Below are 18,455 nucleotides of genomic sequence, written 5' to 3' on the forward strand. Positions count from 1 at the left end.
AGTCTACGAGCACGGCGAAGCTCTTCGTCCCTCTGCACCCAAGAGTTGGGAAACACGACCTGGAGGCCCAAAATCAAGTGCTTAGACCCTGTCCTATGTGGTGAGTCGGACGAGTCGCTCGTAGCAGCAGAGTGCGGCGGCGAGGCCGAGGAATGCCAGGTAGTTGCGGGGGTGGCGTTCGTAGCGGTGGTTGAGGCGGTGGTGTCCGGTCAGCCACGACATGGTGCGCTCGATGACCCATCTTCGGCGTCCGAGCCGTTCGCCGGATTCGGCTCCTTTGCGGGCGATGCGGACGCCGATGCGTTTGCCGCGGAGCCATCTGCGCAGGTCAGGGATGTCGTATGCCTTGTCGGCGTGGAGCTTGCGGGGCTTGTGGTTCCAGCCGCGGTGGGGGTCGTGTCTCGTCTGGAGACCGGCCACCATGGGCTTCAGGCCCTGGCTGTCGTGGGTGTTGGCGGCGGAGAGCCCGACGACCAGGGGCAGTCCGTTCGCGTCCGACAGGACGTGCATCCTGGAACCCGGTTTGCCCCGGTCCACGGGGCTGGGGCCTGTGAGTTCGCCCCTTTTCTGGCCCGCACATGGGCGGAGTCGAGGACCATGCGGTTCACGCCGGCCAGGACTCACCCCAATGGGGGCCTCCACCGTCGGCCAGTACCGAACGCTTCGGACCGCTCTTGCCCGGTCGGCGCCGGAGCCGGACGGCGGCTGTGGCTCGTGGGGTCAGGAGTCGCGCGGGGCGACCAGGCCGGATTCGTAGGCGAATACCACGAGTTGGGCGCGGTCACGGGCGTGGAGCTTGGCCATGGCCCGGTTGATGTGGGTTTTCACGGTCATCGGGCTGATCACCATGAGGCCTGCGATCTGGTCGTTGGACAGGCCCCGCGCGACCAGGGCGACGGCCTCGCGTTCGCGGCTGGTCAGCTCTTCCAGCAGCGCTGGCTGTCGGTCAGTTCGTCTCAGTGTCCTGCGGCAGGGGTTTCTCACCGTTTTCTGCGGCAGAACTGGCCGGACGGTAGCGCCCCATGCTGCCGAGGATCAGAACGGCTCCCAGAGGGGTCGTGCCGTAGAGCACGGGGAAGTCCTTGCCGAACCTGGCGATGAGAAACGCCAGACCTGCGAGGGCGAGGACCAGGAAGGGGCGCCTGATGACGTGACCGCACACGATGACCAGCCGGCGTCGCACTCCACGCGCTTCTGTGAGGCGTGTCCAGCCTGACGGTGACATGGCGTCAGCGTAATCCGTACAGCAGTCGTCAACACAGGACGTTCCCGGCCCAATGCCGCATTACTCCAGACAAGTGCACCCGCGCCGTATCTGCAGCCAGGTGGAGCCACTGCAAACCGTTCCTCGGTGGGGCCGGACGAAGCCGCTGCCCCGGGGCCAAAAAGGCCGTCCTGGACAATCTTGCGAGCCCGGAACCCACGAAGCGCGTCGGGGATCGTACGGGCCTACCTGTCGACGAGCCACGTACCGGCCCTGCAGATCTGATACACCTCGATGTCCGGCTCCGCCAGGGCGATCAACGCCTCTTCCCGGTTGAGGAATCCGCCCTCGACCGGATACAGGGCACAGTCGCCGCGGTGCACCAGAGCCGCCGACGACGACCGCTGCGGCTGGATCTTCCACCGCAGCGCGGCATGCGCCTGCTCCCGACGCCGCCGCTCCTGCTGCTCCTTGATCTCCAGTTCCCGGATACCGGACCGGCCCCGGACGCTGGACGCCGACGAGCGCGAACAGCACGACAGCCCCCGCGAGGCCCGCCGCGACCGCGGCCGGCCAAAAGCGGTGGCGCGCCCAGAACCACTGGACGGGCGCCATGCCTATGAGGGGCGCAACGGACAGTTGCGGCTCGTAGAGGGCAGCGAGCACACCGTATCCCAGACCGCTGACCGCCCAGCAGGCAACGGCCACGAACGCCGCCTCACTCCAGGGGACGACCCGGTTCACGCCTGCTACTGCTCATTCATGGCCCGGGCCCGACGGCGCTCCCAGCGCCGGGACAGGAACACCGCCAGGATCGAGCCGACCACGAGCGGTGTGGCAACCCAGCGGATCACGTCGGTCGGCCAGCCCGGCTCCCCGCCGGCCATCAGAGTCACCGACTTGATGGTGAGGGAGATCCCCAGCACCACAAAGCCGAGCCCCCAGACGCGGACCGCCCAGACAGGTCGTCTCCGAAAACTCGGCGCCTGACGCGGCCGGAGCGCGGCTCGCCATCCCAACCACACGCAGCCCAGTCCCAAAGCCACGTTGAGCACGTCCAAGGCCTTGTCGAACACCTCCGTCACGGTCCCGAGCACCTCGCCTTCCTCTCTCGCTCCCGGGCGGACCCCACAACGCCAGGCCCCGGACCACATGATGACCGCCCGAACGCGGCCCCTCACCTGCCGGGCACGGCAGACTGCCTGCGCAACTGCTTTCCGACACCCGGCAATGTGGGCACCCTGACATCACTTCTCAGGTTCTGGCACAACTTCTGTGACGCGACCACTCTCAATGATCCGCTTCGCCTTCAAAGTCCAGGTGGCACGTATGGTTGTGCCACCTTCTGTGAATGTCGTTTCGATGCCCTTCCGGGAGTTACCTCAGACCGCGTTTGAGATCTGGTCGTGGGACGATCGATCGGTGACGCACCACTTGGATCGCGCCCGGTCCCTTGAAGAGCTTGAACCCGCCTGCTGGCCGGATCCGTCAGCCGACGACACTCGTCTTGTCACTACTGCTCACGCCTTGCGGCGTCGGCCGATCGGCGAGCTGACCGTCGAGGACATGCGCTTGTTGATCGGACAGCACATAGGCCTGCCCTACCTCCTGCCACTGGCGCTGGAGGTACTGCGGGAGAACCCGATGGCAGAGGGGCACATGTACGAAGGTGATCTGCTGTCCGCGGTCCTCACCAGGAACCCATCGGTCCGGGCCGAGTTTCCCGAACTCAGCCGAGAACTGAGCGAGATCGTCTCGAAGTTGGCTGACCTGCCCCCTGACCTGCAACAGAAGGTTGAGCACTTCCTGGCTCCATAGAACACCGCCGCAGGACGTTCCCCATGGAAGGAACTGCTGGCGTATCTACGGAACGTCTCGCAGGAGCAAGCGCGGGCCGGGACGCGTCGCTGGTCGGCCACTGGTGAGTCGGCGGACCATGATGCCGATCATTCCCCAGCGGATCACGGTCTCTGAGTGAGCCGTGCTAGTGACCTGGTTTTGAGTTCTGGGCTCGCCTCATGAGTCGTGTTCTGTTTCAGATCTTGGGGTTTGCCTGACGGGGCTGGCCCGGGCCCGCTGTCCTGGGGTCATGGGTGATACCAGGCTGCCGCCGGTGGTGCTGTCGGAAGCTGAGCGGTTGACGTTGCAGAGCTGGGCCAGACGGCGCTCGACAGCGCAAGGCCTGGCCCAGCGTGCGCAGATCGTGCTGTCGTGCGCGCAAGGGGGTAACAACACCGCGGTGGCCGCCCGGCTGGGCATCGAGCGCAAGACGGTGGGCAGATGGCGGTCCCGGTTCCTGCGGCACCGGCTGGAAGGCCTGTCGGACGAGCCGCGGCCCGGGGTCCCGCGGACCATCGCCGACGCCCAGGTGGAAGAAGTGGTGGTCCGCACCCTTGAGGAGACACCCCAGGGGGCGACGCACTGGTCGAAGCGGGAGCTGGCCAAACGGGTCGGCATCTCGCCGTCGAGCGTGCTGAGGATCTGGCGGGCTTTCGGTCTGGAGCCCTGGCGGACCGAGACCTTCAAGATCTCGCCCGATCCACTGCTGATCGACAAGATCCGTGACGTGGTGGGCCTGTATCTGGCGCCGCCGGCGAACGCGGTGGTGTTCGCGGTGGACGAGAAACCGCAGATCCAGGCGCTGGAGCGGACCGCTCCGGTGCTGCCAATGGTCCCGGGCACCCCCGAGCGGCGCAGTTTCGACTACGTCCGGCACGGCACGGTCGACCTGTTCGCCGCCCTGAACACCGCCACCGGCAAGGTGATCGGGAAACTGTCCGCACAGCACCGGGCGGTCGACTTCCGTGACTTCCTCGACGAGATCGACCGCCAGACCGATCCCGGCCTGGCGGTCCACGTGATCTGCGACAACCTCTCCGCCCACAAAGCACCGGCCGTGCACAAGTGGCTGCTCGCGCACCCCCGGTTCGAGCTGCACTTCACCCCGACCTACTCGTCGTGGATCAACCAGGTCGAGCGGTGGTTCGCCGAGCTGGAACGGCGCTGCCTCGAACGCGGCGTGTTCTGCTCACTCGACGACCTCAAGACCGCACTCGAAGACTGGATCACGGTCTGGAACGACAACGCCCGGCCCTTCAAGTGGACCAAGACCGCCGATCAGATCCTCGACCGCATCTGCCGCTACTGCGACAGGATCTCCGAACTAGGTCACTAGTCACGTAGTCACGCGCAAGGCGGCGGTGGGAGGCGAGCCACGAGAAGGTGCGCTCGACGGCCCATCTCTTGGGCTGGACCTGGAATCCACGCTGGTCCGGGGCCTTGCGCACGATCTCCAGCTCACGGCCGAGGATCGTGCGTGATCACTCCACGAGGCGGTCGGCGAAGCCCTGGTCCGCCCAGATCTTCTGCACGCCCGGATGGTCCAGGCGGGTCCACAGCAACGAACGCTTCGCGCCGTCGCGGTCCTGGATGCTCGCCGCGACCACGTGCACCGCCAACAGCAGGCCCAGGGTGTCCGTGACCATGAACCGCTTGCGTCCCTTCACCTTCTTGCCCGCGTCGAAGCCGCGGGTGTTGGCTGGAACAGTGTCGGCCGTGCGCACGGACTGCGAGTCGATCAGCCCGGCGCTCGTCTCCGCGCTACGGCCGTCAGCCTCACGAACCCGACCGCGCAACGTGTCGTGGACCCGCTCAATAGTTCCTTCGTCGTGCCACCAGGTGAAGTACCAGTACACCGTGGTCCAGGGCGGAAAGTCCTTCGGCAGCTGACGCCAGGCACACCCGGTCCACACCACATAAAAGATTGCATCCACGATCCGCCGACGTGGGTGCTTCTCTCGCCGCCCGCCCTTCGGCCCGACCCTCGCCGCCGGCAAGAGCGGCTCGACCAGAGCCCACTGCTCATCCGCCAGATCCGACGGATACCCGCCCCCAGAGCCACTCACGTATGGCTCAACGCCCCCTTCCGCCCCGGGACACGGCAGATCTCAAACGTCGTCTCACATTGCTCGGCAAGATGTTGCCACTGGGCTGCCTGAGCGAGAGGGGTCGCGTGTGTTCGTCGCCAGCGAAGGCCCGCGAAGTACGTGGCGGCGTGTGCCAGGGTGCTGGCATGACTTCGACACCGGATGGACGCCCTGTCCCACCCACACATGCTGGCGAGCGTGCCATGCTGGAATCGTGGCTCGACTTTCACCGTGCCACTCTCGCCCTGAAGTGCTCGGGCCTCAAAGACGATCAATTACGACTGGCCTCGGCTGCGCCGTCGTCGATGACATTGCTGGGCCTCGTCCAGCACATGGCCGAGGTGGAACGCAACTGGTTCCAGCGTGTGTTCGCAGGCCAGGACGTGCGCGCAGTCTTCGGGGAGAGCAACGCCGACGGCTTTGCACTTGAAGATGGCCGAGGACTCGACGAGGCCATGGCGGTCTGGCAGACAGAAATCGTTCGAGGGCGTGAGCTCATAGCTGCCGCCTCGCTGGACGACTTCGGTCGGCTGTCTGAGCAGGAAGCCAGCCACGTAGGTGACGTAGGGGTTTCGCTGCGCTGGATCATGGTCCACATGATCGAGGAGTACGCACGTCACAACGGCCATGCCGACCTGATCCGAGAGCGCATCGACGGTGTCACCGGTGCGTGAAACGCAGTTGGCGACAGCTTGTTCGGCTGGATCTATTTACTAGTAGTGTCGTGACACCGTCACCAGCTGCTACGACAACAGGACTCTTTTTCTGAGGAGTTGGAAACCGGCCCTGCCGGACATTTGGCGTTTGAGCATCTTGATCCGGTTGACATGCCCTTCGACGACACCTGAACTCCAGGAAAGGGTGAGGCCGGCGATGACGGCTTCGCGGTCGCGGTCGATGCCTGCGGCGAGAGTGTGGAGGCTGGGGAGGTCGTCCTGTCTGACGGCGGTGAGCCAGTTCGGCAGGCGCTCGCCCTGGCGCTCGGTGAGCGTGGTCGCGAAGGACCGGACGTGCCTGGTGAGTGCGTCGATTTCGGGGCGGTCGGCCCCGCCGTTCTGCAGGTTGAGGTGTTCGGTCTCGGAGAGGGTTTCCGGACGGCGGAGGACCCGTCCGGCGATTTACGGACGACGAGAAACCAGACGTCCCTGGCGGGAAGTCGCGCGGTCACGCCGAGACCCTGCACTGTCTGGTCCGCGACAACCCGCGCTACGCGATGGGCGTCAGCGGCAGCCATCCTCTTCACGCGGCGGCCGAGGCCTACAGCCAGGCGGCCCACGCCCTGGCCGCTGCTTGCACCGCTCCCGGCCGCGTGGCCTCCTATCACGGCCGGACTCCGCTGGCAGGCGTCCTTCCCCGCCAGGCCGCCCAGGAATGGGCCCGCACACTCCTGCAGCCGCTGGACACAGCCGCGAAGACCAGCACCGACATCACCCGCCTGGCCATGAACATGCCCCGGTCCGCCGTGGCCAAGCTCCTCGGCCTCAGCCGCAACACCGTCAACGCACACCTCAAACGCACCGAAGCATCACTCGGCCTGGACCTCACCGACGTCCGCTGCCGCGCCGCCGTCCACCTGGCCCTCGTCCTCAGCAGTTCCCACACCGCCCCCGAACCCGACTACGACCAACCACCCTCCACCCTGGATGACCTGCTGCGCACCGAACGCGCCGCTGCCTGGGCCGCAGCCACCCTCCGTCCCCTTTCAGGATCGGCACCGCCGCACTCTCCGGGCATGGATCGACGCCAACACCGACGCACAGCAGGCTGCCTGCGCCCTGGGCATCAGCCGCAACACGATCCGCACCACCTGCGCACGGCCGAGTCCGTCCTGGGCCTCGATCTCCTCACCGCCGGCACCGGCATTCACGACATCGTCCACATGCTCCGCATCGCCAACATCCGGGCCGTCTGAGCACCGTGCACAACCCGCACCCGACATTGAGCACCATGCACGCTGGCCCAAGAAAACCGCACGCCCTAACGTCTTAAGGGTCGGCCGGCCCGTTAATACGGGCCGGGCCTTCCGGACGTTTCAGAGACCGAAGAACCGGGGCGCTCGGATCAGAAGGCAGACCACCACCACCGGGGCCGTCACGGCGGCACCCCACGGTCCCCAAGCCCCGGAGACAGCGAGAGGAGTCATAAATGTTCGTCAAGTCTGTGTTGAGTGTCGCAGCTGTTTCTGCCACGCTGCTCATCCCGGCCTCGAGTGCCCCAGCTAATCCCGCAGCAATCCGTGAAGTGACTCGTCATTGTGACGCACCCCCGCTGGCGGACCTGAACGCCCGCCTAAAGGGGTACGGCGCATCCTACAAGTCGACCCACGTCCGCCTCTGGCAGTACAGGATCTCCGACAAGACCTACGCGGAAATCACTTCGACCAAACGCCCCGACGTAAAGATCTCCCTGGAGAGGACGCTCGGCAACGCACTCCCGAACAGTAAACCCAACATGGCGTGTGGGCCGACTAAAATCTCCGACATCGGAATAGGCATCCGCTTCGGGTTTTTCAATAACGCAGACCATTCCGTACGGGTTTGCATTCTTTACCCGCGCGAGAAGAAGCACTGTGGTAAATGGTATGCGGAAGATAGTAATGGCGAACACGTCTGAGCCTCAGGGCGTCGGTAAAGTCGTGGCGGTGACTCTCGGGGATCTTGGGGATCCCCGGCGGGGCAGCATGATTAACTGGCGGGCTCGGCTCTGTTCATGGAGAGCATGGGGAAGAAAAGCCTCGCCGCCCTCGCCGTTCATTCACGCCGGAGTTCAAGGCCAAGATTGTCGGGTTGTGCCGACGGGGTGGCACGACTGCTGGCGACGGCGCGGCCCGTCGTCGGCTTCGTGGTGGCGGTGGCGGGCGCGGCTGGCCCTGGCCCGGTTCGGCGAGGCGCCGCAGGACACCCCCGAACCGGTCTGAACCCGCCCCGCCCGCGCCCGCCCGCCCTCGCGAACCGCGCCGGACGGGCAGGCGGACAAACGGGCGGGCAGGCGGTTCAGGTTCGTCGGCCCGGGTGGCGTTCAGCTTCCCGCCCTGCCTCGTTCGCCCCGGTCACCCGGCGGTTGCCCTGCGGCGGGACCAGGCCGACAGTCCGAGTGCCAATACGGCGCCGGCGCCGAGGACCGCGACCGCGACCCAGGTGGTGTGGGTGACCGCGTCGGTGAAGGCGATGCGCGGGTCGCGGACGTGGGCGACGCGGTCCTCGAAGCGGGTGGTGACCAGTGTGCCGAGGATACTGGTGCCGAGGACGGCGCCGATCTGACGGGCGGCGTTGACGGTGCCGCCCGCCTCGCCCTCGCGGCCCGGTGGGACGTGGCCGACGGCGAGGGCGGTGGACGGGGCGTTGGCGAGACCGCAGCCGAAGCCGAACAGGACAAACGCAGCGGCGTACCCGGCGAACGCGGTGCCCGGTCCGACCTGTGCGAAGAGGACGGCGCCGACGGCCGCGAACAGCAGGCCCGCCGTGATCAGGACGCGCGGCCCGAGCCGGCGCACCAGTATGCCAGCCAGGACCGAGGCGGCGATGAACGCACCGAATTCCGCAAGAAGTTGAACGCCCACCTGCAGGGCGGTCAGGCCCCGTACCCGCTGCAGCCACAGCACTTGGAGAAGGCTGAGACCGACGAAGCCGAACAGGACGGTCCCGGCCAGCAGGAGGGAGACGCTGTAGGAGGGATCACGCATCAGCCGCAGGTCGACCATGGGGGCGGTACGGCGCAGTTCTACCAGAGCGAAGGCGGCCAGCAGAAGGACCGATGCCACAACGGCGGCCAGGGCCCGTGCGGAGCCGTAGCCGTGGTGACCGCCGTCGATCAGCCAGAAGACCAGGAGCGCGAGACCTGCGATCGCGGTGAACTGTCCCGCCCAGTCCAGGCGCTGGGCCGGATTGCGGGACTCGGCGACCCGGCCGAGCGCGACGATCGCTGCGAGGCCCGCCATGACGAGGTTGAGCCAGAAGGCCGCGTGCCAGGTCCACCAGCGCAGTGCGAGGCCCGCGACAAGGGGGCCGACGGCCAGGCCCAGCCCGGAGGTGGCCGCCCATGCGGCGATCGCCCCGGCACGGCGGCGCGGGTCGCGGACGGCGTGGGTGATCAGCGCGAGAGAGCTGGGGGTGATCAGGGCACCGCCCAGACCGGCGATCGCCTGGCCGACGAGGAGGGTGGCCAGGTTGTCGGCGAGGACCAGCACCAGAGCGCCTGCGGCCATCGCCGCGGTCCCGGTCAGGAAGACGCGCTTGCGACCCCACCGGTCGGCCAGGGCGCCCGCGCCGAGTACACAGGATGCCACGACCAGGGTGTACATGCTCGGCACCCACACCATGTCGGCCGGGGCGAGGCGCAGATCGGCCTGGACGGCGCCGAGCGTGCCGATGGTCTGGGTGGTCTGGAGGAACACCGTGAACAGTCCCAGGCACGCGGCGACGAGGACCGGCCCGGGGCGGTTGCCGCGGGCGTCGTCGCGCTCCTCGGCCGTTGTGTCACGCAGCTCAGTGGTCATGGTTCGCTCCTCCGGACAGCATGGCCCCGGCCTGGCGGGGGACGCCGTCGGCGAGGAGTTCCTCGCGGGCGGCCTCGACGGCGTCGAGGACCTGGTCGACCACGTCGGCAGGGCTGATCCCGGCCCGGTCGACGTGGGCGGCCATGTCGGTGTCGATGAACTCCGGGTGCACGGCGACGGTGCGGGTGCCCTGCGCACGCAGCTCCTCGCGCACCGCGTTGGTCATCGGCCGGGCCGCCGACTCAAAGGTGCCGTACGAGCCGGTCTGCGGCAGCGTGTGCCGGGAAAGCACGGGGAGTACGCCGGCCGGGGCCCCGCCACCGTTCCTTCCGGGGACGGGGGCGACGGCGCGGCCCGGTCCGCGGCCTGCTTCGGTGACGAGCGCGATGGCTCCGCCGGTGTTCACGAGGTCTCCCGGGGGGCTGCCGAGGGCGAGGGGGCGTTCTCCGAGGGGGCGTCCTGGACGACGCGGGCCTGCCGGGCGAGGGCCAGCAGTCGGCCGTCGGCCGACCACACCTCACTGTCGTCGACCGCCCAGCCGCCGCCGGCCTGTTCGGTACGGATCCGGACGAGGGCCCGGTCCGTGAGCACCTCGGAGGCCGGCGTGTCGGCGAAGTGGATGGTCAGCTCGGCGGTCGGCACCGGACGCGGGGTGCGCCAGCACGCGAACAGGGCGGGCGGGAGGACATCGGTGAGGGTGACGATCGCGGCCTCGTCCAGCGGCCGCCCGTCGGTGAATCGCACCCAGGCCACCAGCTCGGCCAGCTCGCCCCCGGCGAGGGGCAGCGCCTCGGTGGCGGGTCGCACTTCCACCTGCTGGGCGAAGGCCACGAATCCGCCGGGCAGGTCGAGGGGCACGCAGTCGGCCGGACCCGGTACCTGGGGGAAGGCCCGCCCGTCATAGCCGGGCCCCGGGTGGCCGGAGCCGAACAGCGCCGACCCCGCGAGCACCGCGGCTCCGTCCTGATGGGCCGTGAAGAGACAGGTGGAGGCCCGACGTCCCCCACGGGGTCCGGTCAGGGACAGGCCGAGCGGACGGGCGTCGACAGGGGCGAGGAAGTGCGCGGTCAGGGCGCGGAGCGGGCGGCCTTGCCCGACGCCCCGTTCCCGCATGGCGGTGAGCGCCGCCGCTGCGACATGCCCCCCGTGCGCGCCCGCCCAGGACCTCCACAGGGGGTCGATCCGGGCCACCGCCTCATCGGTGACAGACGTGCTGCCGGGTGGTGAAGTCCTCATTCCGGTCTCCTCGTTCGGTCGGGCCCGAGGAATGCCCGAGCCAGATAGTTGGAAAACAGGACTCACTATAAGGGAGTAAGTTTGAAAAACAAATGCACCCTGATCCGGACCGCCCCAGGCTCCGCCTCATGGGTCTTCTTTTCCAACCCACTGGTCTAGGATGAGAGGTCGACCGGCCCGGGAGGCAGACGATGGACGACGTACTGCGGGGCGGCAGGTGAGCCCGGAACCTCCCGGCGGCCGACGAGCTCCGCACCCGGAGCGACGCCCGCATGCGCCGTGCCGCCCCGGCACGGCGCCCACTCCCCGGAGGTCCACACCCATGACCGTCGCCCGCCCCCGCCCCTGTTCCATCGCGAACTCGCTCGCCGTCATCGGCGAGCGCTGGAGCCTGCTCGCGCTGCGGGAGGTGTTCTTCGGGGTGCGCCGCTTCGACCGGATCGCCGCGAACACCGGCGCCAGCCGGGACATCCTCACCGCCCGGCTGAAGAAGCTCGTGGAGAACGGCGTCCTGGCCAAGGAGCTCTACCAGGCCCACCCGCCGCGCTACGAGTACACGCTGACCGAGGCCGGACTCGCGCTGCACCCGGTCCTGCTCGCCCTCAAGGAGTGGGGCGACCACTACGTGACCGAGGGAGAGGCCCCGACGGTGTTCCGGCACAACTGCGGCGCGGTCCTCCATCCGCGCACCGTCTGCGACGCCTGCAGCCGGCCCGTCCCTCCCGACAGCGCCCGCGCGGTCCGCATCGGTGGCGTCCCCCAGCGCTCCGCGGCAGACTCCCCCGGCGCACCGTCGCCGACGGACACGTGATCATCCGGAACCCTCGCCGGACGCCCGTACCGGGCGCCGGCGCCCCCTGCCGGCCGCCGCTTCCGGTATCACCGTCGGATCCTTGAGCCGGCTCTTCCGGTCCGGTCTGCGGATCGGAAGGCTACGGGCGCCGCACATGACGGCCCGCTCTTTTGGCCGCACCATCACTCGTTCCCGTCCAGCCACCGCGGCCACCGGGAGGCCGCAGACGCGGGACGGAGCGGCCGGACGCCCCCTCTCGGAGAAGTGATCCGTTCCCGGGGTTCCGCGGTACCCGGCCTCAGGAGAGCGCCCGGCAGAGAGCCTCCAGCGCTCCCGCCCACGCGCTGTCGGTCGGTGTCCCGTAGCCGACGACCAGTGCGTCGCGCCCCGGCGGCGCCTGCGGGTGCCGGAAGCCCGAGATCCTGTCCAGCGCGAGCCCCTGCCAGGCCGCCGCCCGGAGCGCGGCTTCCTCGCCGCCCTCCGGAGTTCGAGCACGGCATGCAGGCCGGCGGCGATACCGCTGACCCGGACACCGGGGGCCCGTTCCGCGAGTACCGCGACGAGTTGGTCGCGTCGGCGGCGGTAGCGCAGCCGCATCGCCCGCACATGGCGGTCGTACGCGCCCGACGCGATGAAGTCCGTGATCGTCAGGTGCTCCAGCGCGCTCGACGACCCGTCGCTCAGCCCTTTCGCCTCGATCACCTCCTCCACCAGGCTCTCCGGCAGCACCATCCACCCCAGCCGCAGCCCGGCGCCAGGGATTTGCTCGTCGCCCCAGGTGGACGACGCCTTCTGGGTCGAGCCCCTGAGCACGCCGACCGGCTGCCGGTCGTAGCGGAACTCCCCTCGTAGTCGTCCTCCAGCATCAGCCCGCCAGTGCCGCCCGCCCAGCCGACCGCCGCCCGCCGGTCGGGGTGGAACGGCAGGCCCGTCGGGAACTGGTGCGCGGGGGTCTGCAGGGACAGCGCCGTCCGGAGGGCTGATCACTTTGGCACGGCGTCCGGGTGCGTGTGTGGATCGGCGCCGCCATTTCGACGAGCTCGCTCACGGTCCGCGGTCGAGCGCGAGTTCAGCCTCGATCAGATTGCGAGCTCCGGACGGAGCGTCACTTCAGTTCCATGAGGATGTCGGCGCGGGCGTAATAGTCGGCCACCGGGAGACCCTCGCGGGTGATCCTGACGAACCCGGCTTCCTCGTACAGGTGGATGGCGGGAGCCCCACCATGCCCCAACGCGCCGTCAGACACCGACATACTCAACAACTTGGCAGCGCCGTCTGTTGTCCAGTAGTGCTCTCGTGTGCCGAGCCAGGCTCACTCGGAATCGCCGGTGCGGGAACTCGGGGGCCAGTGAGCCGGTGTCCAGTCTCCCTCCGGGTCGGTGGTCTGGCCGACTTCGATCAGATGGCCGTCAGGGTCGCGGATGTAGCAGCGGATCTCGTACGCGTGTTGTTTTGGCGGCGTCAGGAACTGGGCACCTCGGGCGCTCCACTCCTCGTACAAGGGGTAGATGTCCTTGACGCGGATATTGAGGAAGCTGCTGACGCGGCTGGAATCGCGCGGCACCTCCAGAGTGACCGAGGGCTTGTCGTCCGTCGGGCCTCCGCCGCTGTTGATGATGATCCAGCTGTTGGCGAGTGCGACATAGGTCAGGCCTCCAGGGCCGGAGTAGGCCAGCCGGCCGCCGAGCACTTCGGTGTAGAAGCGTCGAGAGCGTTCGACATCGTCCGAGACGATGAAGTGGGCCAGGACAATCCCCTCTGGCGGTGGCGGGAGATCGGCCATCTGGTGCCTCCACTTGTCGGTCTCATGCTCCGTTGATGAACTGCATTGACGGTAGGTTCCCCCTTCGAAGTGGCCGGCAATTTCACCGGCTCGCCCTCCAGGAAGATTCGCGGGCAGCTGTACACGGATGGCTCGCCGCTTTAAGCCCATTGGAGTAGCGCAGAGGTGTGCGCAGAAGCACCGACGGGCACACCTCAGCGGCAGCGGCAGGCATGTTCGTGCCCCCTGTCCTGACGTACAGCACACAGACGCTGTGCTGCGCCGTGCGAGGCGATAGACATCGAAATCGCGCCCAACAACATCAACAACACCTGCCTGCAACTCAGACGGCTGACCGAGCGCGGCATCCCGGTCGAGACCGAGCAGGGATTGTTCCCCCAACCACAGCCGTAGCCACCCGGCAGACGGCCCCGACCAGCCCACCCATCCCAACCGACAGGGCAATAAGAAGCTGTTGTCTTTCCGAGGGTAATCGCCAGGTATCCGCTGGTCAGGCGCAAAGTCGCGTTCTCTGCAGTAGAGATGACACGTCGTGTTCTCTCTTCGGTGGAGGTGCCGGATGCCCTCTGTGATGGGGTTGCTCGAGGAGCGGGAGGTCGCCGTCCGGCAGCGAGTGGAGACGCTGCGAGACGAGCTGGACCGGCTCGTTGCCGAGCTGGAGGAGGCGGAAGCCTCGCAGCATCGCCCTGTGATCGCGAAGGAGACGGTGAGCCAGGTGCTGTCCGAGTCCCGCGAGCCCAAGGACGTGGAAGTTTCCGGGGGTGCCCGGCCGATTGTTCCGCGACCGGCGGCGCCCGGGGCGGCGCCCCATTCAGTGGTGCCGGTGCGACGGGAGGGGCTTGACACGACGGTGCTGTCGCCGGATTACCAGCGGATCATGCACGTCCTAGTCGATCGTGAGCGGTCCGGCGAAGGGCCAGCGATCTGCTGGCAACTTGCCGACGCGCTGGGCCTCGAACTGGTCCCGGCGAAGATCGAAGGGGTGCGGTCCAAGGCGAAGCGACTGGCCGCGCGGGGCTGGCTCGTCGAGAACACCCCGGGCTCTTTCAGCGTCGCCGCTTCGCAAGGCGGCGACTCATGACCATGGTCATCGACCACAGCACCATCGCCTCGGACGTGTCGGCCCGCCCCTCGTAGTCGCGGACCAGGCGGCGCGATGGCATCAGCCACCCGAACGTCCGCTCCACCACCCACCTGCGGGGCAGCACCACAAAGCCCGAAGCGTCCGCATTGCGTTTGACGACCGTCAGTGCGAGACGCAGCACCTTCGCGGCGAAGTCGACCAGGGGTCCGGTGTATCCGCCGTCAGCCCAGACCAGCCTCAGCAGGAAGAACCGCTCGGTCAGCCGGGCCAGCAGAACCTGACCCGCCTCCCGGTCGGTTACGTTCGCCGCAGTGACCATGACCGTCAGCAGCAGCCCCGTCGTGTCGACCACGATGTGCCGCCTACGGCCATTGATCTTCTTCCCGCCGTCAAAGCCGCGTGAGGACGCGGGCACGGACGCGGCGGCCTTGACCGACTGGGCGTCGATGATGCCCGAGGTCGGCTCCGGGTCCCGGCCGGCCGGCTCGCGGGCCTTCCCACGCAGCCGCTCGTGGAATTCCTTGACCAGGCCCTTGTCCCTCCAGCGGCGGAAGAATGTGTAGACCCGGTCCCAGCCGGGGAAGTCCACCGGCATCGCCCGCCACTTGATTCCGTTGTCGACGAGAAAGCGGATCGCGTCGACCATCTGCCAGTGGCAGTAGCTTTCCGGCTGCCCGCCACGGCCCTCCAGCCAGCCGCACCGGCATCGCGGCACGGACCTCGGCCCACTTGTCATGTCCGAGGGGTAACGAAGCGTCCGCTCACCATGGTCGGCCGCGTTCCCGTACACATGGGCGAGACAGTCACACGACGGGGTATCCGGGTTGGACTCCACGGACACCAGCACGGAAGACTGAGGCACAGGGCCTCCTGACGCTCGAATGGACTTCAACACCCATGGGGATGTCGCACAGGGGCCAGGGGCGCAGCAGTGATTCAGTCACGCGTGCGGCTTGTAGCCCGGACTGGCTGGGTATCACCTCGTGCAGCTGGGATGCCCACGGCCTGTGTGTCGTCGCCGGCCGCCAGACTGTCGCAGCACTGATCGCGGAATCGCTTCGGCCCACCCGCAGCGACTAGAGAGGGAGCCCGTGACAACAACGGCTTCCGTTCCCGAGGCACCCGGAGCGCTGCCGCTCGTCGGCCATGCCCTCCCGCTGTTCCGCAACCCGCTCGGCTTCCTCAGATCTTTGCCTGCCTACGGTGATCTGGTGCAGATCCGGATCGGTCCTCAGCGGGCGATTGTGCTCTGCACTCCCGAACTCACCCGGTACGTGCTGGTCAGTGATCGTGTCTTCGACAAGGGCGGAGTCCTCTTTGACCGGGCCAGGGAAGTCCTCGGCAACAGCGTTCTGACGTGCCCGCACTCGCAGCATCGGCGGCAGAGGCGACTGACGCAGCCCGCCTTCCATCACGTCCGCCTCGCCGGCCAGGCCGAAGTCATGCTGGAACACGTCAACGCGGTCACCGCGTGCTGGAACGACGGGCAGGTCATCGACGTACCGGCCGACATGGAGAAAATCACCAGCAGGGTCCTGCTCGCAACCATGTTCAGCACCATGCTGAGCCCGGAAACCATGGCGCACACCTCGGACGATCTGACGGTCGTACTCGCCGGAATCTACCGCCGCATGTTCTTACCCGCTGTCCTGGACGGGCTGCCGACCACTGCCAACCGCCGTTACCACCGTGCGAACGGCCGGCTTCGCCACACGGTCACCAGTGCCGTCGGCGGCCGTCTGGGTGCCGTCGCCCACGACGGCGGCGGCGATGACCTCCTGTCGATCCTGCTCAACGCCCGCGATCCCGAAGGCGATGAACCGGGCCTGTCGGACATCGAGCTGGCCGACCAGGCCGTCACCTTCTTCATGGCCGGCGTCGAGACGGCTGCCACCACGCTGGCTTGGTCCCTGCACCTCCTGTCGCGCAATCGAGGCGTTGAAGAACGTCTGCACGCGGAAGTCGACGCGGTTGTGGGCGGACGTCCCGCCACCTACCAGGACATCCCCAAGCTTCCACTGGCCGGAGGCATCGTGAGGGAAACGCTCCGCCTCTACCCGCCGGTGCCGCTCATCACCCGGACCACCACCCGTGACACCCGCCTCGGCGGCTGTTGCATCCCCATCGGCACCACGATCGCCTACAGCCTCTATCTCATCCACCATCGGCCGGACACATACTCGGACCCCGGGCGCTTCGACCCCGGCAGGTGGGCCGCCACCGCAGGCAGGTCACCAGAACGAGACGCCTTTTTCGCCTTCGGCGGCGGTGCCCGCAAATGCATGGGTGATCAGTTCGGCCTCGCCCAGGCCGTTCTCGCTCTGGCCACCATCGCCACACGCTGGAAACTCCGCCCTGCCGCCGGAACCGACAGCCGTCCCCAGCTCAGCAGCACCCTGCGTCCCAAACGATTGAGGATGCACACCATCGACCGGGCAGGCGACGCACCGCACTACTGACCTTTTCGTAAGTTCGGTGGGTGTGGTGGTGGATGGTCAGGCCCGTATGGGCGAGGAATGACCATGGCAGTCGGGGGGTGGCGTCGATGCGGTGGATGCCTTGCTCGGTAGCGTCGGCGACATCGGCGAGGTGGTCGTCGGCGAGGTTGGCGAGTTCGCGCTCCTTGAGCGAGGACCACAGCAGTTCCACCGGGTTCAGCTCGGGAGCGTAGGCGGGTAATCGTTTCAGGGCGAGCCAGTCCTGTGAGGTTGATCCCGGGGAGTGGACACCGGGTTTCATGCGACGAGTGACAGCGTACGTGTCGTGGTGGTCAGTTGTTGTTCGAACTCGGCTGGTGTGAGGTAGCCGAGCGCGGAGTGGCGACGGCGCCGGTTGTAGTACGAAAGCCAGCGGAACAGCTCGAGCCGGGTCTGTGCCTTCGAGGTCCAGCAGCGTCCGTGGAGCAGCTCGCGCTTGAGGCCCTGGAAGAAGGACTCGGCGAGGGCGTTGTCGTAGCTCGAGCCGACCCGGCCCATGCTGCGGCGGATGCCGTAGCGGCGGCAGACGTCGGTGAGGGCGGCCGCGTTGTGCTGAGCGCCCCTGTCTGTGTGGAAAACGACGCCGTGAACCCGGCCGCCGCGGGCGGCCACGGCCATCTCGATCGCGTCGGTGACCAGCGAGGTACGCATGTGGTCCGCGATCGACCAGCCCACGACCTTCCTCGAGTAGATGTCGATCACCGTGGCGAGGTAGAGCCAGGACGGGCCGACGGCTATGAAGGTGATGTCGCCGCACCACCTGGTGTTCAGGGCGTCCGCGGTGAAGTCGCGCATCACCAGGTCCGGCGCGGGCGGCGTCGCATCAGCCGGGTGACGCGCTTGCGGTTGATCGTGCGCCCTCTCGCCCGCAGCTCGGCATGGACGCGCGGGGCACCGTAGGCGCCATGGTGCTTGGCGTGGATGGCGCGGATCTCGCTCACGGTCCGCTTCTCCTCGGCCTGGTGCTCGGCGCGGGTCTGCTTGGTGGCCAGGTGCCGGTAGTAGCCGGCCCGGGACGCACCGAGCACCCGGCAGATCCGCTTGACGCCGAAGTCGGCGCGGTTGTCGGGGATGAAGTCCCAGCGGCGGGGGCTCACTTCACCTCCCGAGCGAGATAGGCGGCTGCCCGGCGCAGGATCTCGCGCTCCAGCTGCCATTCTTTCTCCGCGTGTCGCAGCCGGGCGTTCTCGGCCCTCAACCGGGCCAGCTCCTCGGCCGCACTCCCGCCGGCATCGTGGTGTCCGGTCGCCGCAGGGGACTCGTCCTTGCGGACCCACGTTCGCAGTGACTCGGCGGTGATACCGAGATCGGCAGCCACCGCCGCATACGTGCGCTCGCGAATCGCGGCAACGTGGGGCCATGCATGGCCTGTGGCAAGACCCGCGCGAGACCCTCGCATCAGACGTGTGCGCCGTGCCGGCGCCGCCAAGTTGCCACAACCCGATCCTGCTCTACGT

General features: G+C 67.9%; 19 protein-coding genes and 5 pseudogenes. 8 read left to right on the forward strand and 16 right to left on the reverse strand.

From position 1 onward, the window contains the following. Positions 1 to 93 precede the first annotated feature (93 nt). The 5 genes and pseudogenes from ACGF8B_RS37625 to ACGF8B_RS37645 all read right to left on the reverse strand — a co-directional run. A pseudogene (locus tag ACGF8B_RS37625) lies at positions 94 to 617 on the reverse strand (IS5 family transposase); the annotation flags it as partial. A gap of 103 nt (positions 618 to 720) precedes the next feature. Next, positions 721 to 930, reverse strand: a pseudogene (locus ACGF8B_RS37630) (response regulator transcription factor); the annotation flags it as partial. Positions 931 to 946: 16 nt separating this feature from the next. Continuing rightward, on the reverse strand, positions 947 to 1,225 hold the full coding sequence (locus ACGF8B_RS37635; protein WP_392746970.1) for a hypothetical protein: 279 nt from the start codon (positions 1,223 to 1,225) through the stop codon (positions 947 to 949). A gap of 224 nt (positions 1,226 to 1,449) precedes the next feature. Beyond that, positions 1,450 to 1,587 (reverse strand): DUF6233 domain-containing protein, encoded by a 138-nt coding sequence (locus tag ACGF8B_RS37640; RefSeq protein ID WP_392746972.1) that lies wholly within the window; start codon positions 1,585 to 1,587, stop codon positions 1,450 to 1,452. A 366-nt stretch (positions 1,588 to 1,953) separates the two neighbouring features. Further along, positions 1,954 to 2,289 carry a hypothetical protein gene (locus tag ACGF8B_RS37645; protein WP_392746974.1) on the reverse strand — a complete coding sequence of 112 codons (336 nt, stop codon included), beginning with the start codon at positions 2,287 to 2,289 and terminating at the stop codon, positions 1,954 to 1,956. A 208-nt stretch (positions 2,290 to 2,497) separates the two neighbouring features. Here ACGF8B_RS37645 and ACGF8B_RS37650 point away from each other — a divergent pair, with 208 nt between their 5' ends. Together ACGF8B_RS37650 and ACGF8B_RS37655 are read left to right on the forward strand one after the other, a co-directional pair. Next, positions 2,498 to 3,022, forward strand: a complete 525-nt coding sequence (locus ACGF8B_RS37650) for a contact-dependent growth inhibition system immunity protein (RefSeq protein WP_392746975.1) — start codon at positions 2,498 to 2,500, stop codon at positions 3,020 to 3,022. Positions 3,023 to 3,293: 271 nt separating this feature from the next. Beyond that, positions 3,294 to 4,379 (forward strand): IS630 family transposase, encoded by a 1,086-nt coding sequence (locus ACGF8B_RS37655; protein ID WP_392746977.1) that lies wholly within the window; start codon positions 3,294 to 3,296, stop codon positions 4,377 to 4,379. Between the two features lie 145 nt (positions 4,380 to 4,524). Here ACGF8B_RS37655 and ACGF8B_RS37660 read toward each other — a convergent pair whose 3' ends face one another. Further along, positions 4,525 to 5,109 (reverse strand): IS5 family transposase, encoded by a 585-nt coding sequence (locus ACGF8B_RS37660; protein WP_392746979.1) that lies wholly within the window; start codon positions 5,107 to 5,109, stop codon positions 4,525 to 4,527. Positions 5,110 to 5,276: 167 nt separating this feature from the next. Between ACGF8B_RS37660 and ACGF8B_RS37665 the strand changes: the two genes are divergently transcribed. Further along, on the forward strand, positions 5,277 to 5,804 hold the full coding sequence (locus ACGF8B_RS37665; protein WP_392746980.1) for a DinB family protein: 528 nt from the start codon (positions 5,277 to 5,279) through the stop codon (positions 5,802 to 5,804). 69 nt (positions 5,805 to 5,873) lie between these two features. On the opposite strand, the pseudogene ACGF8B_RS37670 reads toward ACGF8B_RS37665, so the two are convergent. Further along, positions 5,874 to 6,248: pseudogene (locus tag ACGF8B_RS37670) on the reverse strand (transposase); the annotation flags it as partial. A gap of 191 nt (positions 6,249 to 6,439) precedes the next feature. Between ACGF8B_RS37670 and ACGF8B_RS37675 the strand changes: the two are divergent. Then, a complete protein-coding gene (locus tag ACGF8B_RS37675) occupies positions 6,440 to 7,042 on the forward strand; it encodes a helix-turn-helix domain-containing protein (RefSeq protein ID WP_392746982.1) in 603 nt (200 codons plus the stop codon). A gap of 233 nt (positions 7,043 to 7,275) precedes the next feature. Then, positions 7,276 to 7,743, forward strand: coding sequence for a hypothetical protein (locus ACGF8B_RS37680; protein WP_392746983.1), 468 nt, complete (start codon positions 7,276 to 7,278; stop codon positions 7,741 to 7,743). A gap of 436 nt (positions 7,744 to 8,179) precedes the next feature. On the opposite strand, the gene ACGF8B_RS37685 is transcribed toward ACGF8B_RS37680, so the two are convergent. From ACGF8B_RS37685 to ACGF8B_RS37695, 3 genes are read right to left on the reverse strand one after another with little or no spacing between them, the layout of a single operon-like run. Further along, positions 8,180 to 9,625, reverse strand: a complete 1,446-nt coding sequence (locus ACGF8B_RS37685; protein ID WP_392746985.1) for an MFS transporter — start codon at positions 9,623 to 9,625, stop codon at positions 8,180 to 8,182. After that, on the reverse strand, positions 9,615 to 10,031 hold the full coding sequence (locus ACGF8B_RS37690; RefSeq protein ID WP_392746986.1) for a hypothetical protein: 417 nt from the start codon (positions 10,029 to 10,031) through the stop codon (positions 9,615 to 9,617). Before ACGF8B_RS37690 ends, ACGF8B_RS37685 begins: the two co-directional genes overlap by 11 nt. Continuing rightward, positions 10,028 to 10,861: an acyl-CoA thioesterase gene (locus ACGF8B_RS37695; RefSeq protein WP_392746988.1), complete on the reverse strand. Its 834-nt coding sequence runs from the start codon at positions 10,859 to 10,861 to the stop codon at positions 10,028 to 10,030. The genes ACGF8B_RS37690 and ACGF8B_RS37695 overlap by 4 nt, the downstream gene beginning before the upstream one ends. A gap of 322 nt (positions 10,862 to 11,183) precedes the next feature. Here ACGF8B_RS37695 and ACGF8B_RS37700 point away from each other — a divergent pair, with 322 nt between their 5' ends. Continuing rightward, positions 11,184 to 11,672, forward strand: coding sequence for a winged helix-turn-helix transcriptional regulator (locus tag ACGF8B_RS37700; RefSeq protein ID WP_392746989.1), 489 nt, complete (start codon positions 11,184 to 11,186; stop codon positions 11,670 to 11,672). A gap of 280 nt (positions 11,673 to 11,952) precedes the next feature. Here the strand turns inward: ACGF8B_RS37700 and ACGF8B_RS37705 are convergent. From ACGF8B_RS37705 to ACGF8B_RS37715, 3 genes and pseudogenes are all read right to left on the reverse strand, one after another. Then, a pseudogene (locus ACGF8B_RS37705) lies at positions 11,953 to 12,613 on the reverse strand (aminotransferase class I/II-fold pyridoxal phosphate-dependent enzyme); the annotation flags it as partial. Between the two features lie 146 nt (positions 12,614 to 12,759). Further along, complete coding sequence (locus ACGF8B_RS37710) at positions 12,760 to 12,906, reverse strand: hypothetical protein (RefSeq protein ID WP_392746990.1); 147 nt, start codon at positions 12,904 to 12,906, stop codon at positions 12,760 to 12,762. A 60-nt stretch (positions 12,907 to 12,966) separates the two neighbouring features. Next, on the reverse strand, positions 12,967 to 13,437 hold the full coding sequence (locus ACGF8B_RS37715; RefSeq protein WP_392746992.1) for a VOC family protein: 471 nt from the start codon (positions 13,435 to 13,437) through the stop codon (positions 12,967 to 12,969). A gap of 559 nt (positions 13,438 to 13,996) precedes the next feature. On the opposite strand from ACGF8B_RS37715, the gene ACGF8B_RS37720 reads away from it, so the two are divergent. Further along, on the forward strand, positions 13,997 to 14,518 hold the full coding sequence (locus ACGF8B_RS37720) for a hypothetical protein (RefSeq protein WP_392746994.1): 522 nt from the start codon (positions 13,997 to 13,999) through the stop codon (positions 14,516 to 14,518). Here ACGF8B_RS37720 and ACGF8B_RS37725 read toward each other — a convergent pair. After that, complete coding sequence (locus ACGF8B_RS37725; protein WP_392746996.1) at positions 14,484 to 15,257, reverse strand: IS5 family transposase; 774 nt, start codon at positions 15,255 to 15,257, stop codon at positions 14,484 to 14,486. The genes ACGF8B_RS37720 and ACGF8B_RS37725 overlap by 35 nt on opposite strands. A gap of 355 nt (positions 15,258 to 15,612) precedes the next feature. Between ACGF8B_RS37725 and ACGF8B_RS37730 the strand changes: the two genes are divergently transcribed. Then, positions 15,613 to 16,980: a cytochrome P450 gene (locus ACGF8B_RS37730; protein WP_392747148.1), complete on the forward strand. Its 1,368-nt coding sequence runs from the start codon at positions 15,613 to 15,615 to the stop codon at positions 16,978 to 16,980. Here the strand turns inward: ACGF8B_RS37730 and ACGF8B_RS37735 are convergent. Both ACGF8B_RS37735 and ACGF8B_RS37740 read right to left on the reverse strand, forming a co-directional pair. Then, the gene (locus ACGF8B_RS37735; protein ID WP_392746997.1) at positions 16,907 to 17,260 is read right to left on the reverse strand and encodes a transposase; all 354 of its coding nucleotides are present in this window, start codon (positions 17,258 to 17,260) and stop codon (positions 16,907 to 16,909) included. The genes ACGF8B_RS37730 and ACGF8B_RS37735 overlap by 74 nt on opposite strands. Then, positions 17,257 to 18,397 (reverse strand): annotated as a pseudogene (locus tag ACGF8B_RS37740) (IS3 family transposase). Before ACGF8B_RS37740 ends, ACGF8B_RS37735 begins: the two are co-directional and overlap by 4 nt. Positions 18,398 to 18,455: the final 58 nt, after the last annotated feature.

It is taken from the genome of Streptomyces sp. NPDC047917 (assembly GCF_043204345.1).
Lineage (GTDB): Bacteria > Actinomycetota > Actinomycetes > Streptomycetales > Streptomycetaceae > Streptomyces > Streptomyces sanglieri.

Bases quoted from the DNA above. Each gene is read 5' to 3' on its own strand.
- ACGF8B_RS37665 (WP_392746980.1), top strand. From the start codon at position 5,277: ATGACTTCGACACCGGATGGACGCCCTGTCCCACCCACACATGCTGGC.
- ACGF8B_RS37710 (WP_392746990.1), bottom strand. From the start codon at position 12,906: ATGTCGGTGTCTGACGGCGCGTTGGGGCATGGTGGGGCTCCCGCCATC.
- ACGF8B_RS37700 (WP_392746989.1), top strand. From the start codon at position 11,184: ATGACCGTCGCCCGCCCCCGCCCCTGTTCCATCGCGAACTCGCTCGCC.
- ACGF8B_RS37685 (WP_392746985.1), bottom strand. From the start codon at position 9,625: ATGACCACTGAGCTGCGTGACACAACGGCCGAGGAGCGCGACGACGCC.
- ACGF8B_RS37695 (WP_392746988.1), bottom strand. From the start codon at position 10,861: ATGAGGACTTCACCACCCGGCAGCACGTCTGTCACCGATGAGGCGGTG.
- ACGF8B_RS37715 (WP_392746992.1), bottom strand. From the start codon at position 13,437: ATGGCCGATCTCCCGCCACCGCCAGAGGGGATTGTCCTGGCCCACTTC.
- ACGF8B_RS37680 (WP_392746983.1), top strand. From the start codon at position 7,276: ATGTTCGTCAAGTCTGTGTTGAGTGTCGCAGCTGTTTCTGCCACGCTG.
- ACGF8B_RS37635 (WP_392746970.1), bottom strand. From the start codon at position 1,225: ATGTCACCGTCAGGCTGGACACGCCTCACAGAAGCGCGTGGAGTGCGA.
- ACGF8B_RS37650 (WP_392746975.1), top strand. From the start codon at position 2,498: ATGATCCGCTTCGCCTTCAAAGTCCAGGTGGCACGTATGGTTGTGCCA.
- ACGF8B_RS37735 (WP_392746997.1), bottom strand. From the start codon at position 17,260: ATGAAACCCGGTGTCCACTCCCCGGGATCAACCTCACAGGACTGGCTC.
- ACGF8B_RS37725 (WP_392746996.1), bottom strand. From the start codon at position 15,257: ATGACAAGTGGGCCGAGGTCCGTGCCGCGATGCCGGTGCGGCTGGCTG.
- ACGF8B_RS37720 (WP_392746994.1), top strand. From the start codon at position 13,997: ATGCCCTCTGTGATGGGGTTGCTCGAGGAGCGGGAGGTCGCCGTCCGG.
- ACGF8B_RS37655 (WP_392746977.1), top strand. From the start codon at position 3,294: ATGGGTGATACCAGGCTGCCGCCGGTGGTGCTGTCGGAAGCTGAGCGG.